Below are 15944 nucleotides of genomic sequence, written 5' to 3'. Positions count from 1 at the left end.
CGTTACCCTCTTTTCCATCTTGTCCCTTGCGGTGTATCTTCTAGAATGATATTCCGCTCTTTCAATTCGTCACGAATTTTATCTGCCAAAGCAAAATCACGATCTTTGCGTGCTTGAATACGTTGAGCAATCAGCTTATCGATCTCCTCATCAAGCAGTTCTTCCTCTTCTTGCAATGTTAAGCCAAGAACACTAGCAAAATCATCAAATTGTACAACAAAAGCTTGGAGCACGTCTTTTGATGTATGCTTTTCTTGTAGATAAATATTGGCTTGTTTCGCAAGCTCAAATAAAGTTGAAATAGCATTAGCTGTATTGAAATCATCGTCCATTTCATTCATAAATGTCTCTTTCATTTCAGACAGCTGAGCTAACCACTGTTTGTCGTTATCTGTTATGCCGCTGCTCTCCTGCATACGATGCTGGACATTATCATACGCCGTACGAATTCTATCTAAGCCGCTCTTCGCACTTTGTAGTAACTCTTCGCTAAAATTAATTGGATGACGATAGTGCACAGAAAGCATGAAGAAACGAATCACTTGCGGATCATGTTGTTTAATAATGTCATGTACAAGTACAAAGTTCCCTAATGACTTTGACATTTTTTCATTGTTAATTTGGATATAGCCATTATGAAGCCAATAATTCGCAAAAGACTTTCCAGTTAAGCTTTCTGATTGAGCAATTTCATTTTCATGATGTGGAAATGCGAGATCTTGACCACCGGCATGGATATCGATTGTTTCTCCTAAATATTTGCGGCACATCGCAGAGCATTCAATATGCCAGCCAGGGCGACCTTCTCCCCACGGACTTTCCCAGGAGATTTCACCTTCTTTAGCTGCCTTCCAAAGCGTAAAGTCAAGCGGGTCTTCCTTCTTCTCCCCAACATCAATGCGTGCACCCACACGAAGCTCGTCAACTGACTGATGAGATAACTTACCATAGTCATCAAATGACCGTGTTCGGAAGTAGACATCTCCACCTGCTTCATACGCATAACCTTTGTCGATTAGCCCTTGGATAAAAGAAATAATCTCATTCATATTATCCATAACACGCGGATGTTCATCAGCTTTCTTCACACCCAAAGCGCCTACATCTTCGTGATACGCTTGGATAAAACGTTCAGCAATTGTTGGAACATCTTCTCCTAATTCTTTCGACGCTTTAATAAGCTTGTCGTCTACATCAGTAAAGTTCGAAACAAAACGAACATCGTAACCGCGATACTCTAAATAACGACGCACTGTATCAAAGACGATTGCAGGACGAGCATTACCAATATGAATGTAGTTATAAACAGTAGGACCACACACATACATCTTTACTTTTCCTTCTTCCATCGGTTCAAATAACTCTTTTTGACGAGTTAATGTATTATACATCTTAATTGCCATCATCAATCACGCTCCTTTGTTAAATGCTGTATTGCTTCTTGTAATGATTTAATTTCGTTTTCCATTTCTTTTAGTTTATCTGCTACTGGGTCTGGTAGGTCTTGATGATTTAAGTCACGGCGTACTTTCACGCCATCTCGAATGACGACTTTGCCCGGTATACCGACTACCGTCGAATTAGGCGGAACATCATGCAGGACCACCGAACCGCCCCCTACTTTTGAATTTTCGCCAATTGTAATCGAACCGAGGATCTTTGCCCCTGTCGCAACGAGTGTATTGTCTTGAGTAGGACCACACACATACATCTTTACTTTTCCTTCTTCCATCGGTTCAAATAACTCTTTTTGACGAGTTAATGTATTATACATCTTAATTGCCATCATCAATCACGCTCCTTTGTTAAATGCTGTATTGCTTCTTGTAATGATTTAATTTCGTTTTCCATTTCTTTTAGTTTATCTGCTACTGGGTCTGGTAGGTCTTGATGATTTAAGTCACGGCGTACTTTCACGCCATCTCGAATGACGACTTTGCCCGGTATACCGACTACCGTCGAATTAGGCGGAACATCATGCAGGACCACCGAACCGCCCCCTACTTTTGAATTTTCGCCAATTGTAATCGAACCGAGGATCTTTGCCCCTGTCGCAACGAGTGTATTGTCTTGTAATGTAGGGTGACGTTTCCCCTTCTCTTTTCCTGTACCGCCTAATGTGACGCCTTGATAAATCGTAACATTGTCGCCAATTTCACATGTCTCCCCAATGACCACACCCATGCCGTGATCAATAAAGAAACGACGACCAATCGTTGCACCTGGATGAATTTCAACTCCTGTAAAGAAGCGGCTAACTTGCGAAATAATCCGTGCTAGGAAGAAGAATTTTCGTTTATATAAAGCATGTGCAAAACGGTGCGACCAAATGGCATGTAGTCCAGAGTAAGTTAAAATTACCTCCAAATAACTTCTTGCTGCCGGGTCTTGGTCAAATACAACATCAATATCTTCCTTCATCATTTTAAGCAACTCACTCCAACCCCCTGCTTGTGTTTTCACATGTAGTAAATCTTTCTCTTATGCTCTGTTAAACGTTGTGGTTGATTTCCGCTGCAGGCACACGCTATCCGCGGGGCGGGCGGTGAGCCTCTTCTTAAAAACCACAAAAAAGCGCCCCTGTGTTGACATACACAGAGACGCTTTGGACAGCGCGGTTCCACTCTGCTTGGCTGTAATGAAACAGCCCAGCTTTTATCGGGTAACGGCAGATGTATGCCGCTCTTGCCTACTCCACTTCAGCAAGAGGCTCAGAGGTGCATTTCAAGACGGCTTCGCTTAAACCACTTTCAGCCTAATGGTGGTTCTCTCTAAAAAGCTCAGCTACACCTTTACTCTCCTCGTCAACACTTTCTTATCATTATCATAGATATAAATACTATATTAACAAGTTACAGAAAATGTTCAATAAATAACTATTTTGAAGCGTCCTGCAAACGTGCAATGACAGTTTCTTTACCAAGCAATTGAATGGCTTGAGGAAGCTCAGGGCCATGTGTTTGACCTGTAACAGCTACACGAATAGGCATGAAAAGATTTTTTCCTTTTTGCCCTGTTGCTTTTTGTGTTGCTTTAATTGCTTTTTTGATTTCGGAAGCCTCATACACTTCCAATTGTTCAAGTTGAGACGCGAATTCACGAAGCACTTCTGGAACTGTTTCGCCAGCAAGGACTTCCTTTGCTTCTTCTTCATAAGTTAATTCTTCTTTAAAGAACATTTCTGAGAGTTGAACAATTTCAGCACCATAGCTCATTTGCTCTTGATAGAGGCCGACAAGCTCACGTGCCCATTGTGTCTGCTCTTCACTCATACTTACAGGTAGACGTCCTGCAGCCACAAGGTGTGGCAGAGAAAGCTTTACAACCTCGTCTAAAGACTTATTCTTCATATACTGATTGTTCATCCATTCAAGCTTCTTCGTATCAAATACTGCCGGTGAAGTTGAAAGACGATTCGCATCGAAGATTTCAATAAATTGATCACGCGTAAAGATTTCTTCTTCCCCAACTGGAGACCAGCCAAGCATCGCGATAAAGTTAAACAAGGCTTCAGGAAGATATCCTAGCTCAGCGTACTGCTCAATAAATTGAATAATTGACTCATCACGCTTACTTAGTTTCTTACGATTTTCATTTACAATTAACGTCATATGTCCAAATACAGGTGTTTCCCAACCAAACGCTTCATAGATCATCATTTGCTTCGGTGTATTTGAAATATGATCTTCCCCACGTAAAATGTGAGAGATCTCCATTAAATGGTCATCTACTGCTACCGCGAAATTGTAAGTAGGTGTACCGTCCTTCTTAACGATTACGAAGTCACCGATACCGTTCGAATCGAACGTGACTTCTTCTTTCACGATATCATTGAACTTGTATTCTTTATCTTGAGGTACAGCAAAACGGATGCTCGGTTGACGACCTTCCGCTTCACGTTGCTTAATGTCTTCAGCACTTAAGTGGCGGCATTTGCCTGAGTAACGCGGCATCTGTCCACTTGCTCTCATCTCTTCACGTTCTGCTTCCAGCTCTTCTTCAGTACAATAACACTTATAAGCTAGGCCTTTTTCAAGCAATTCATCATAATATTTCTTATAAATTTCATTTCGTTCAGATTGACGGTATGGACCATATTCACCACCGATATCAATGCTCTCATCCCAGTCAATCCCTAACCATTTCAAATATTTCAGCTGGCTTTCTTCGCCACCTTCAATATTACGCTTCTGGTCCGTATCCTCGACACGAATAATGAATTTACCATTTTGACTTCTTGCAAATAAATAATTAAATAATGCTGTCCGTGCATTTCCAATATGCAAATGCCCTGTCGGACTCGGGGCATAACGCACGCGTACTTCGTTTGCCATATCTCGACACCTTCCATTAGTTAGTCTAAGTATGCTGATATCCACCGAAAAATGGATTAGTGCAACTTACATTTACTCTATCTTATATCTACCTTATTTTATCACCAATGTGTGTTTATTGGTCAAGCTTTTGGACTAGAATTACAGCCTGAGCGGCAATACCTTCCCCGCGGCCTGTAAACCCTAGCTTCTCAGTCGTCGTCGCTTTCACATTAATCTGTGATTCATCCGCTTCAAGCAACTCTGCAATTCGGCTTCGCATTGCCGGAATATGCGGTGCCATTTTTGGTTTTTGAGCTATAATCGTACAATCAATATTCCCAAGCTGATAGCCTTTTTCTTTTATTAAATTCCATACATGTGTTAACAGCTTTGCAGAATCTGCATCCTTAAATGCCGGGTCTGTATCTGGGAAGTGCTTTCCAATGTCCCCCAACCCTAAGGCGCCTAACGCAGCATCTGCAATCGTATGTAACAACACATCTGCATCTGAATGACCTAGCAACCCTTTTTCATAAGGAATTGTGATCCCTCCAAGAATCAATGGTCGGCCTTCTGCGAATTGATGAACATCAAACCCTTGTCCAACTCGAATCACACTTACTCCCTCCCCATCTTCGCATTTTCAATAATCGCTTTTGCAATCATTAAATCATCTGGTGTAGTTAATTTTATATTTTCATATGTACCGCTCACAATTGCAACCTCATGTTCGAGACGCTCAACTAAGCTTGCATCATCTGTACCCAAGTACCCTTCTTCTTCAGCTAGCCTATGTGCCTTCTTAATTAGCGGCAGACGAAAAGCTTGTGGTGTTTGAACAGCCCACAAGCTTGAACGTTCTACTGTATTTTGCACGATACCATCAGCCGCTTGTTTGATTGTATCTTTCACCGGTACAGCCACAATGGCAGCTTGTACTTCTTCAGCTCGTTGTACCGTTTGGCGAATAATTTCCTGAGGAATAAACGGACGTGCACCGTCATGAATGAGGACGATATCTTCTCCTTCAAGAAGCTTTAATCCTTCATATACGCTTTGCTGCCGTTCATTTCCCCCAGGCGTAATGTGCTTCACTTTCGTTATATTAAATCGACTTACAATGTCCTGCATGGCATCCAGTTCATCTGGCTGCACAACAAGAACAATGGCCCGGCACCAGGCATCATTCTGAAAGACTTCGAGGGTATGAGCAATAATTGGTTTCCCCATTAAATCAATTAATTGCTTGTTTCGCCCTGCCTGCATTCGTTTTCCTTGACCTGCGGCAGGGATTACAACATCATACATCATCTACGTATCTCCCTTTACTTCTTCTTACCTTGGTTCTTTCATAAGGCTTTTTCAAGTAGCTTTGGCTTGGCAAAAATCATCCGCCCTGCTGAAGTTTGCAGAACACTTGTTACAAGTACATCAATTCGTTTCCCGATATAGTCACGGCCTTCTTCTACGACAATCATCGTACCGTCATCAAGATATGCAACACCTTGATTTTGCTCTTTACCATCCTTGATAACTTGAACATTTAGTTCCTCGCCTGGAAGCACAACAGGCTTTACGGCATTGGCAAGGTCATTAATATTTAAAACTGCTACATTTTGCAGCTCACAAACTTTATTTAAGTTAAAGTCATTTGTAACAACAATTCCAGAAAGCAGCTTCCCAAGCTTCACAAGCTTACTGTCTACTTCTTGAATATCTTCAAAATCCCCTTCATAGATTTCAACATTTACAGGTAGCTCTTTACGGATTTTATTTAAAATATCCAAGCCTCTTCTTCCGCGGTTTCGTTTCAATACATCTGAAGAGTCTGCAATGTGCTGAAGTTCCTCCAATACGAAATGTGGAATTACAATTGTGCCTTCTAGAAAGCCAGTTTGACAAATGTCCGCAATGCGGCCATCAATAATAACACTGGTATCTAAAATCTTCACTTTTGCACCTGACAATTGGTCTTCCTCATCATCCTGTTTCTTCTTAGAGCCTAATCGACCAGAAGCTGAAAATAAGTTAATCAGCTCATCACGCTTCTTAAACCCTACTTGAAACCCAAGATATCCGAGAAGGAACGTTGCAAAAATCGGCAGAAGTGAATCTAGAATTTGAATCCCGGTATCTTTGAAAGGAATAACAATTAAAAAAGCAAGAATAAGTCCAACAATTAAGCCTAAGCTTCCAAATAGTAAGTCCGTAACTGGTGCCTTCACCAAGCGCTCTTCTATCTTACGGATAAACCCTACTACATGTTCTGTCCACCATAATGAACCAAAATATAATATGAATGCTCCTAATACTGCCCCTGAATAAGGTGAAGCTAACCAAATAATATCTCCAGCCTTCATCAAATCCATTAAATCAGGAATGTATATAAAACCAAGCATTCCGCCGACGATTACAAAAAACACCTGTACAATTCGCGTCAGCATACTTTCACCTCCTCCTATCATTATTTACAATTTTTTTAAATTAAAACCTCTAAATGTAAATGATCCTTCTCTTCTTCCTGTTATTCGAAAAGGGAGAATAACAGAAAATAACACCATCAGCATAGCACATCAGTAAATTTATGTCAATTTAATCAAATAATAAATCGTACCATACTAAACATAATATGTCAATCATCCTATTACATATGGCGGTCAATAAAAAGTTGTTCTTGAATACGGTTTATTCCATCTTTTATTTTCTTTGCTCTTACTTCCCCAACCCCCTCTACTGTTACTAATTCTTCAGGTGTTGCCTTTATTATACGATTGAGGTTATTGAATTGATTCACTAAATTTCTGATTATTAATGCAGGCATACGTGGTATTTTATGGAGAAGCCGATAACCTCGAGGAACGACAGCTTCTTCTTCACTCACTGTGGCACTATATCCTAACATCTTTAATACACTCACATCATCTAAAAGTTCAGCATTTGATTTCGTTTGTAGCTTCTTTAATAGATGATATGGTTCGACTTCTTCTTTTTTACTGTAATCTTTAATTAATAAAGCAGCCTCTTCTTCAATATTCGAAACGAGCTCGGTCATTTGCAGGCGTATTAACCGACCTTCTGTACCTAATTCATTTACATAATTCAAAATTTCATTTTTGATCCTTAAGACCATTTCAATTCGATGGAAAACTTGAATAACCTCTTGGAAGTTAACAAGCTCCTCCATTTCAAGTGCGCCTAAGTTAGTAATAGATTGGTCCAAGACAACTTTATACTTTTCTAAGGTTTGGATTGCTTGATTTGCTTTTGTAAGAATAACACCTATTTCTTTAAGGGCATATCGGAAATTCCCTTTATATAAGGTAATAACATTTCGGCGTTGGGAAATCGCAATTACAAGACAGCCTGTCTGTTTTGCGACACGTTCTGCCGTCCTGTGACGCATACCTGTTTCAGAAGATGGAATAGTTGAGTATGGAATTAGTTGTGTATTTGCATATAAAATCTTACTACCGCCATCATTTAAAATAATGGCACCATCCATCTTAGCTAGCTCATACAGATGGGCAGGTGAAAAGGAACAATTAATACAAAAACCACCGTCGATAATTTCTTTGATTTTTTCATTGTACCCGACTACGATCAAACCACCTGTCTTTGCCCGAAGAACATTATCAATACCATCACGTACAGGACTCCCGGGAGCGACGAATTGGAGTATTCCACCAATCACCTTGCTGTAGTATTGTTCATCCATTATCATCCGCCTCCTAATGTATGTTCTAATGCTTCACTAACTGTGGAAACACCAATCACTTCAATTCCTTTAGGAACGGTCCACCCTCCAAGATTTTTATCTGGCAGAATAACACGCTGAAATCCAAGCTTTTGTGCTTCAAGTACACGTTGTTCAACACGAGATACACGGCGAATCTCTCCCGTTAACCCTACCTCTCCAATTACTACATCTGTTGGTTTTGAAGGGCGGTCTCGGAAGCTGGAGGCAATACTAACAGCTACCGCTAAGTCAATTGCCGGCTCATCTAATTTCACTCCCCCCGCTACCTTCAAGTAGGCATCTTGATTTTGCAGCAGCATACCCATCCGCTTCTCTAACACTGCCATCAGTAATGAGACTCGGTTATGGTCAATACCTGTAGCCATTCTACGCGGATTACCGAAGCTTGTCGGCGAAATAAGCGCTTGAATTTCAACTAATACAGGGCGCGTTCCTTCCATGGATGCTACAACAACTGAACCAGAAGCACCTTGGGAACGTTCTTCAAGAAATATTTCAGAAGGATTTAATACTTCCTCAAGCCCTCGTTCCTTCATCTCAAAAATACCCATTTCATTTGTAGAACCAAAACGATTTTTTACAGCACGCAAAATACGGTATGTATGATGACGTTCCCCTTCAAAATAAAGAACGGCATCTACCATGTGCTCAAGTAATCTAGGGCCTGCAATAGAGCCTTCCTTTGTAACATGCCCTACGATAAAAATTGCAATTCCTTTCGTTTTAGCAATCCGCATGAACTCAGTCGTACATTCTCGTACTTGGGATACACTTCCGGGTGCTGAGGTAACATCAGGATGATAAACCGTTTGTATTGAGTCAATGACGACAAATGATGGATTTTGCTCATCTATTGCCTTTGAAATATAATCAATATCCGTCTCGGCATGTACATAGAGCTGATCAGCTTTAATATCGAGACGATCTGCGCGAAGCTTTGTTTGTTTAACAGATTCTTCGCCTGAGATATAGAGTACCTTCATACGATTAGCCAATTGAGCTGATACTTGCAGAAGAATTGTTGACTTTCCAATACCAGGGTCCCCACCTATTAAAACGAGCGATCCTGGAACAATCCCTCCCCCAAGTACACGATTAAACTCCCCAATATCAGTATGAACTCGCGGTTCACTAATCGACTCAATGGAACTAATTTTCTGTGGCTTTGAAACAGTTTGCGACGAGGTGACAAATGTTTGTTTTCGTCCACGTTTCGTTTCCATCATTTCTTCTGTCATCGTATTCCACTGACCACAGCCAGGACATTTCCCCATCCATTTTGCTGATTCATATCCACAGCTTTGACAAATGAATTTGGTCGTTTTTTTTGCCATTCTATGACTCCTAACTTGATTTGTATGAATATCCGTATTGAATACTATATAAAATTCTTGCTCGACTCTTCTCTTCCTGCAACAAGTTAATTAGTAAATAAATGGACGTTTTCTTCTCAAAAAAACAGAAGGCAGCAAAGTTAAGCTGCCTTCCTGTTACCTATTTTGTTAATACTTTTGTCTCTACGACAAAATCATTGTCTTTAATATCAATAACAATTTTTTGTCCTTTTTGAATATTGCCTTTTAGAAGCTCCTCAGATAGGCGGTCTTCGATATGCTTTTGAAGAGCGCGGCGCAATGGACGTGCACCATATTCAGGGTCAAACCCTTCATCTGCAATTTTTTCTAATGCTTTATCCGTTAAAGTAAGCTCAATATCTTGCTCTTTCAGGCGCTTGCTAAGCTCTTGAGACATAAGTGATACGATTTCTTGAATATGACGCTTTTCAAGAGAATGGAACACAATGATTTCGTCAATACGGTTCAAGAACTCTGGACGGAAAGCACGTTTAAGCTCTGTCATTACTTTGGATCTCATATCATTGTAATCTTGATTTTCATCCTGTACATTGAAGCCGACATATTTATTACGCTTCAATTCACTTGCACCAACATTAGAAGTCATGATTAAGATTGTATTTCGAAAATCAACAGTACGTCCCTTGGAATCAGTTAGGCGGCCGTCTTCAAGTACTTGCAGAAGAATATTAAATACTTCTGGATGCGCCTTCTCAACTTCATCCAACAATACAACTGAGTATGGCTTGCGGCGTACTTTTTCCGTTAATTGACCACCTTCATCATGGCCTACATAGCCTGGAGGTGAACCAACAAGACGAGATGTGGCGTGCTTCTCCATATATTCTGACATATCAATTCGAATCATTGCCTCTTCATCACCGAAGATAGACTCGGCTAATGCTCGAGCAAGCTCTGTCTTACCTACACCTGTAGGACCAAGGAAGATGAATGAACCAATCGGGCGCTTTGGATCTTTAAGACCTGCACGAGCACGACGAATCGCTTTCGAAACAGCTTTAACAGCTTCATCTTGACCAATTACACGATTATGCAGGACGCTTTCCATATTTAACAGACGGTCTGATTCCTCTTGTGCCAGTTTGTTAACAGGAATACCAGTCCAACTGGATACAACCATCGCAATATCTTCTGTTGTGACTTCGCTATTTTCTTGCCCTTGCTTTTCTTTCCACTCTTTCTTAAGGCCTTCAAGCTCCTCGCGTAAACGTTGTTCATTGTCGCGAAGTGAAGCAGCTTTTTCAAACTCTTGACTTTGTACTGCTGCATCTTTTTCTTTGCGCACTTCTTCAAGCTTCTGTTCTAGCTCTTTTAAGTTAGGCGGCGCTGTGTAAGAACGAAGACGAACCTTTGAACCTGCTTCATCAATCAAATCAATAGCTTTATCCGGTAGGAAGCGGTCAGATATGTAGCGATCAGACAATTTCACAGCTTCCTTAATGCTTTCATCTGGAATTGTCACACGATGATGGGCTTCATAACGATCGCGCAACCCTTGTAAAATCTGTACCGATTCGTCAACTGTCGGTTCATTAACTTGGATCGGCTGGAAGCGGCGCTCAAGTGCAGCGTCCTTTTCAATATATTTACGATATTCATCAATTGTCGTCGCACCAATACATTGGAGCTCCCCACGAGCAAGAGATGGTTTTAAGATATTTGAAGCGTCAATTGCTCCTTCTGCACCACCAGCGCCAATAAGTGTATGCAACTCATCAATGAATAGAATAACATTACCAGCTTGACGAATTTCATCCATTACTTTTTTCAAGCGGTCCTCAAATTCACCACGATATTTTGTACCTGCAACAACTGTACCCATATCAAGTGTCATCACACGTTTATTACGTAAAATCTCTGGTACTTCATTGTTAATGATTTGTTGTGCCAAACCTTCAGCAATTGCTGTCTTACCTACACCTGGCTCCCCAATTAAAACTGGGTTATTCTTTGTACGGCGGCTTAACACTTCAATTACACGTTGGATTTCTTTGCTTCGTCCGATAACCGGGTCTAAGCTTCCTTCCCGTGCCACAGCTGTTAAGTCACGTGCTAAGCTGTCTAATGTTGGTGTATTTGCGTTTGCAGAAGCATTGCTATGTTGATTAGCTGAAGATGATTCATTGCTTCCTAGCAATTGAAGCACTTGTTGACGCGCTTTATTTAAGCTTACCCCTAAGTTGTTAAGAACACGTGCTGCCACGCCTTCACCTTCACGAATAAGTCCTAATAGAATATGCTCTGTACCGACATATGAATGACCAAGCTTACGCGCTTCATCCATAGAAAGCTCAATTACCTTCTTAGCTCTTGGGGTGTAATGAATCGTTTGCGAAACCTCTTGGCCTCGGCCGATTAAGGATTCTACTTCTTCTTGAATCTTTTCAGGGCTCAACCCTAGTGCATTCAGCGCTTTCGCTGCAATCCCTTCCCCTTCACGTACAAGTCCTAATAAAATGTGTTCAGTACCGATATTGTTGTGCCCTAAGCGTACTGCTTCCTCTTGCGCTAATGCTAATACTTTTTGAGCTCGCTCTGTAAATCGTCCAAACATCATAATTTATTTCCCTCCTAACGAACCATCTTCTAATTCGAGTTTTAACCGTTCCCTTATTAAACTAGCCCTACGTATATCACGTTCGTTTGGTGTTAGTCCTTTTCCTGCATATTGTTGCAAAAAACCTGGCTGAGTTAAAATCATTAATTCATTAAGAATATTCCGAGAAACGTTTTTTATGAATCCTAAATCAATCCCTAACCGCATATCTGACAAGCATTGAGAAGCTTCTTTCGATTGAATGATTCGGCTGTGGGCAAGGATGCCATACGAGCGGAAGACACGATCTTCCAACTGAATTCTTGATGATTGTAATAATGCCTCACGTGCAGAACGTTCTTGGGCGATAAGTTGAGCGACAACACTTTGCAAATCTTCAACGATGTCTTGCTCTGACTTCCCTAACGTAATTTGGTTAGAGATTTGAAAGATATTACCTTGTGCTTCACTGCCCTCCCCATAGATACCACGTACGACAAGCCCAAGTTGATTAATAGCTGGTACAATACGATTCATTTGATTTGTCAAAACAAGTGCGGGTAAGTGCATCATCACTGAAGCTCGCATTCCTGTACCAACATTTGTTGGACATGTTGTTAAGTATCCACGCTTTTCATCAAATGCATAATCTGCCTTGGATTCAATCCAGTCATCAAGAGTTGTTGCAGCATGCAGTGCTTCTGTTAATTGAAGGCCTGGATAGAGACATTGAATCCGAATATGGTCCTCTTCGTTAAGCATAATACTGATTTGCTCATTTTCTGATAAAACAACAGCACCTGCTTCTGAGACTTCGGCAAGGTGAGGACTAATTAAATGCTTTTCAACTAGTACACGCTTTTCAATTGGTTCCATCTCATTCATCGGTAACAGTTCAAGCTTGCCTACCCCATCAAGGTGTTGATTAGAAAAGTATTCCTGAAAAAGAGAGATGACCTTCGCTAATGCCTCAGTACTTGCAACAGTCGGAAAAGGAACCTCCTGCATATTTCTTGCCAAGCGAATCCGACTGCTTAAGACGATATCACTGTCAGGCCCTTCTTCATTCATCCAAGGGCTGATTGCCTGATTAATAAAACGTTGCAACGACATTAACTTAATCCCCCTCTCTTTTCCCTATTAGATTCTTCTCTAAAGCACGAATCTTGTCACGCAGTTCAGCAGCTCGCTCAAACTCTTCATTAGCAATACATGTTTGCATTTCCTCTTTCAAATGGGTGATTTCTTTCTTCACGTGTAAATCCCCGCCAATTCGTTTCGGAAGCTTACCAGCATGAACAGTATTGCCGCTGTGAACACGTCTTAAAATAGGATCTAGCTTATCTCCGAAAGTTTTGTAACAATCAGCACACCCAAAACGCCCGATCTTTGAAAACTTATCGTAGGTCATCCCGCATGTTTCACATTGTAAGGACTGCTGACTTGTAAACGAATGATTTGTTGATTCCTTGAATGGAGTATCCATGTTAAGTAAACCTGAAAGCAAGTTATTTACCGAAAATCCACTACCACCTGTAAAAACTTCCCCTTTTTCTCTTGCACATTGATCACATAAATGAATTTCTGTTTTCTCGCCGTTTATAATTTTTGTAAAGTGCAACGTGGCAGGGTTTTGCTGGCATTCTTCGCATTTCATCTTTATCACCTCTCTCCTTCAGACACCAATTCATTCTATGATTTATATTTCAAAGCGATTAACATTGCTTTTAAAACGCGAGCACGAATAATATCACGTTCGGGTAAATCGATATACAAGACTGATCGATCAATTGCACTTAACATAATTCTAGCTTCACGTTTTGAAATAACTTCTTCTTCTAATAATCTGAGAATGATATTTTCTGCAGTTGCTTGAGGAATTTTATTCGAAATGAGGCTATCAATTTCTTCAATGAGGTGGACGTGATCATCCGCTTGTACTTTGGTGATACGGATGTACCCACCCCCTCCTCTTTTACTTTCCACAATATAGCCTTTTTCAATCGTAAATCGAGTGTTAATCACATAATTAATTTGCGAGGGAACGCACTGAAATTTTTCAGCGATTTCACTACGCTTAATCTCTACAATATTCTCATCACTAACTTTTAACACTTGCTTTAAATAATGTTCAATAATATCGGAGATGTTCCTCATGCTCCCTCCTCCTTTTATTGACTTTGACTATATTTGACCTTATTTATATTATATAATTTTGACAAACTACTTTTCAATATTTAATTACCCTTTTTATTTGTAAGCATAGCCAACATCCTAGAAAATCAAACGATTATTTCAATTAAAAAAAGCTGAATGGACCATTATAGTCTCAATTCAGCAAATTTCATTCACACCCTCTAACGTATTTAATTTTTCGAATAATATCATCTTCTGTTTTTTCGTTACATTTGCGACTTCAATAATGTACTCTGTTGTCACAGGCTTTGTTCGATGTTTTTTCACCTGTATGCTACGAACTTTAATTTCTTCTTTATCAAAAACAGCCACAATTTTTAACAAAGGCTGCACTTGCTTTTCTGTAAATATATGAATGTTTTCGATCTTATGAACCTTTGCCAACCGTTTTTCAAAACGATTTAATAATAATAAGCTAAACAACACTACGATAGTGGTAAATACAGCGATCCCATACATTCCAGCCCCGATAATTAAACCAAGACCAGCTACTACCCATATAGAAGCAGCAGTAGTAAGACCGCGTACCGTGGCGCCCCTTACAATAATGGTACCTGCTCCTAAGAAACCAATACCACTAATAACATAAGACGGAATCCTCGCTGGATCAAACCGTATTTTATCCGAAGCTTCCATATAAGGCCCAAAACCATATAATGACAGCAACATCATTAAACAAGAACCTACACCGACAAGTAAGTGAGTACGAAAGCCGGCTGGATGTTGCTTAATTTCACGCTCGAAACCGATAATGCCACAAAGAAAGACTGCCAAAATAATTCTCAAAGACATAAGTAAAAAGTATTCACCTAAATATTGATTTATTAATTCATTCAGTTCATTTATCATTGCAGGTGATCTCCCCCCTTTTTCTCTTTCTCTATTATATATTAATACTAATTATTCCCTGTTAGAGGAACATCGACACTATTTATTCTATGCAAAGAAATAATAATTAAGATCAAAAAAGTCGACCATAAACGGTCGACTTTAAAATTGCCTGGCGGCGTCCTACTCTCACAGGGGAAGAACCCCAACTACCATCGGCGCTGAAGAGCTTAACTTCCGTGTTCGGTATGGGAACGGGTGTGACCTCTTCGCTGTTGCCACCAGACTATTTAATTGAGGTTTGTTCCCTCAAAACTAGATAACACCTGAAACAGAAGTGTGCAGTGCGCTTGTGATGCACGCTGGTTGTCTTGCATTTCCAATTAAATTGGTTAAGTCCTCGATCGATTAGTATTCGTCAGCTGCACGTGTCGCCACGCTTCCACCCCGAACCTATCTACCTCATCATCTCTGAGGGATCTTACTAGCTTGACGCTATGGGAAATCTCATCTTGAGGGGGGCTTCATGCTTAGATGCTTTCAGCACTTATCCCGTCCACACGTAGCTACCCAGCGATGCTCTGGCGGAACAACTGGTACACCAGCGGTGTGTCCATCCCGGTCCTCTCGTACTAAGGACAGCTCCTCTCAAATTTCCTGCGCCCACGACGGATAGGGACCGAACTGTCTCACGACGTTCTGAACCCAGCTCGCGTACCGCTTTAATGGGCGAACAGCCCAACCCTTGGGACCGACTACAGCCCCAGGATGCGATGAGCCGACATCGAGGTGCCAAACCTCCCCGTCGATGTGGACTCTTGGGGGAGATAAGCCTGTTATCCCCGGGGTAGCTTTTATCCGTTGAGCGATGGCCCTTCCATGCGGAACCACCGGATCACTAAGCCCGACTTTCGTCCCTGCTCGACTTGTAGGTC

General features: G+C 40.8%; 13 protein-coding genes, 2 rRNA genes, 2 pseudogenes and 1 other annotated feature (1 of these 18 running past the window's edge). All 17 genes and pseudogenes read right to left on the bottom strand.

The window, feature by feature from the left end; translation table 11 throughout:
- Positions 1 to 2 precede the first annotated feature (2 nt).
- On the bottom strand, positions 3 to 1403 hold the full coding sequence (gene cysS, locus LC040_17235) for a cysteine--tRNA ligase (GenBank protein WLR53329.1): 1401 nt from the start codon (positions 1401 to 1403) through the stop codon (positions 3 to 5).
- 2 nt (positions 1404 to 1405) lie between these two features.
- Positions 1406 to 1690: pseudogene (locus tag LC040_17230) on the bottom strand (serine O-acetyltransferase).
- Positions 1691 to 1786, bottom strand: a pseudogene (locus LC040_17225) (hypothetical protein).
- A gap of 2 nt (positions 1787 to 1788) precedes the next feature.
- Positions 1789 to 2424 carry a serine O-acetyltransferase gene (gene cysE, locus LC040_17220; GenBank protein WLR53328.1) on the bottom strand — a complete coding sequence of 212 codons (636 nt, stop codon included), beginning with the start codon at positions 2422 to 2424 and terminating at the stop codon, positions 1789 to 1791.
- A 169-nt stretch (positions 2425 to 2593) separates the two neighbouring features.
- Positions 2594 to 2817 (bottom strand) — a binding site (T-box leader).
- Between the two features lie 59 nt (positions 2818 to 2876).
- Complete coding sequence (gene gltX, locus LC040_17215; protein WLR50941.1) at positions 2877 to 4334, bottom strand: glutamate--tRNA ligase; 1458 nt, start codon at positions 4332 to 4334, stop codon at positions 2877 to 2879.
- A gap of 115 nt (positions 4335 to 4449) precedes the next feature.
- Positions 4450 to 4932, bottom strand: a complete 483-nt coding sequence (gene ispF / locus LC040_17210; protein WLR50940.1) for a 2-C-methyl-D-erythritol 2,4-cyclodiphosphate synthase — start codon at positions 4930 to 4932, stop codon at positions 4450 to 4452.
- A gap of 2 nt (positions 4933 to 4934) precedes the next feature.
- Positions 4935 to 5627 carry a 2-C-methyl-D-erythritol 4-phosphate cytidylyltransferase gene (ispD, locus tag LC040_17205; protein WLR50939.1) on the bottom strand — a complete coding sequence of 231 codons (693 nt, stop codon included), beginning with the start codon at positions 5625 to 5627 and terminating at the stop codon, positions 4935 to 4937.
- Between the two features lie 38 nt (positions 5628 to 5665).
- Positions 5666 to 6760, bottom strand: a complete 1095-nt coding sequence (locus tag LC040_17200) for a PIN/TRAM domain-containing protein (protein WLR50938.1) — start codon at positions 6758 to 6760, stop codon at positions 5666 to 5668.
- A gap of 200 nt (positions 6761 to 6960) precedes the next feature.
- A complete protein-coding gene (gene disA, locus LC040_17195; GenBank protein ID WLR50937.1) occupies positions 6961 to 8031 on the bottom strand; it encodes a DNA integrity scanning diadenylate cyclase DisA in 1071 nt (356 codons plus the stop codon).
- Positions 8032 to 8033: 2 nt separating this feature from the next.
- Positions 8034 to 9407 carry a DNA repair protein RadA gene (gene radA, locus LC040_17190; protein ID WLR50936.1) on the bottom strand — a complete coding sequence of 458 codons (1374 nt, stop codon included), beginning with the start codon at positions 9405 to 9407 and terminating at the stop codon, positions 8034 to 8036.
- Between the two features lie 160 nt (positions 9408 to 9567).
- On the bottom strand, positions 9568 to 12006 hold the full coding sequence (gene clpC, locus LC040_17185) for an ATP-dependent protease ATP-binding subunit ClpC (protein WLR50935.1): 2439 nt from the start codon (positions 12004 to 12006) through the stop codon (positions 9568 to 9570).
- A 3-nt stretch (positions 12007 to 12009) separates the two neighbouring features.
- The gene (locus LC040_17180) at positions 12010 to 13098 is read right to left on the bottom strand and encodes a protein arginine kinase (GenBank protein WLR50934.1); all 1089 of its coding nucleotides are present in this window, start codon (positions 13096 to 13098) and stop codon (positions 12010 to 12012) included.
- A gap of 4 nt (positions 13099 to 13102) precedes the next feature.
- A complete protein-coding gene (locus LC040_17175) occupies positions 13103 to 13642 on the bottom strand; it encodes a UvrB/UvrC motif-containing protein (GenBank protein ID WLR50933.1) in 540 nt (179 codons plus the stop codon).
- Positions 13643 to 13677: 35 nt separating this feature from the next.
- Positions 13678 to 14142: a CtsR family transcriptional regulator gene (locus tag LC040_17170; GenBank protein WLR50932.1), complete on the bottom strand. Its 465-nt coding sequence runs from the start codon at positions 14140 to 14142 to the stop codon at positions 13678 to 13680.
- 177 nt (positions 14143 to 14319) lie between these two features.
- Positions 14320 to 15030, bottom strand: coding sequence for an MgtC/SapB family protein (locus tag LC040_17165; GenBank protein ID WLR50931.1), 711 nt, complete (start codon positions 15028 to 15030; stop codon positions 14320 to 14322).
- A gap of 149 nt (positions 15031 to 15179) precedes the next feature.
- A 5S ribosomal RNA gene (gene rrf / locus LC040_17160) occupies positions 15180 to 15295 on the bottom strand.
- Positions 15296 to 15397: 102 nt separating this feature from the next.
- Positions 15398 to 15944: ribosomal RNA gene (locus tag LC040_17155) — 23S ribosomal RNA — on the bottom strand (it continues 2387 nt past the right edge of the window).

Origin of the sequence: Bacillus tianshenii (genome assembly GCA_020524525.2) — a bacterium.
In the GTDB taxonomy this organism is placed as follows: domain Bacteria; phylum Bacillota; class Bacilli; order Bacillales; family Bacillaceae_N; genus Bacillus_AV.
Note: the sequence above shows the minus strand (reverse complement) of the source record. Positions and strands in the feature narration are given on the sequence as shown.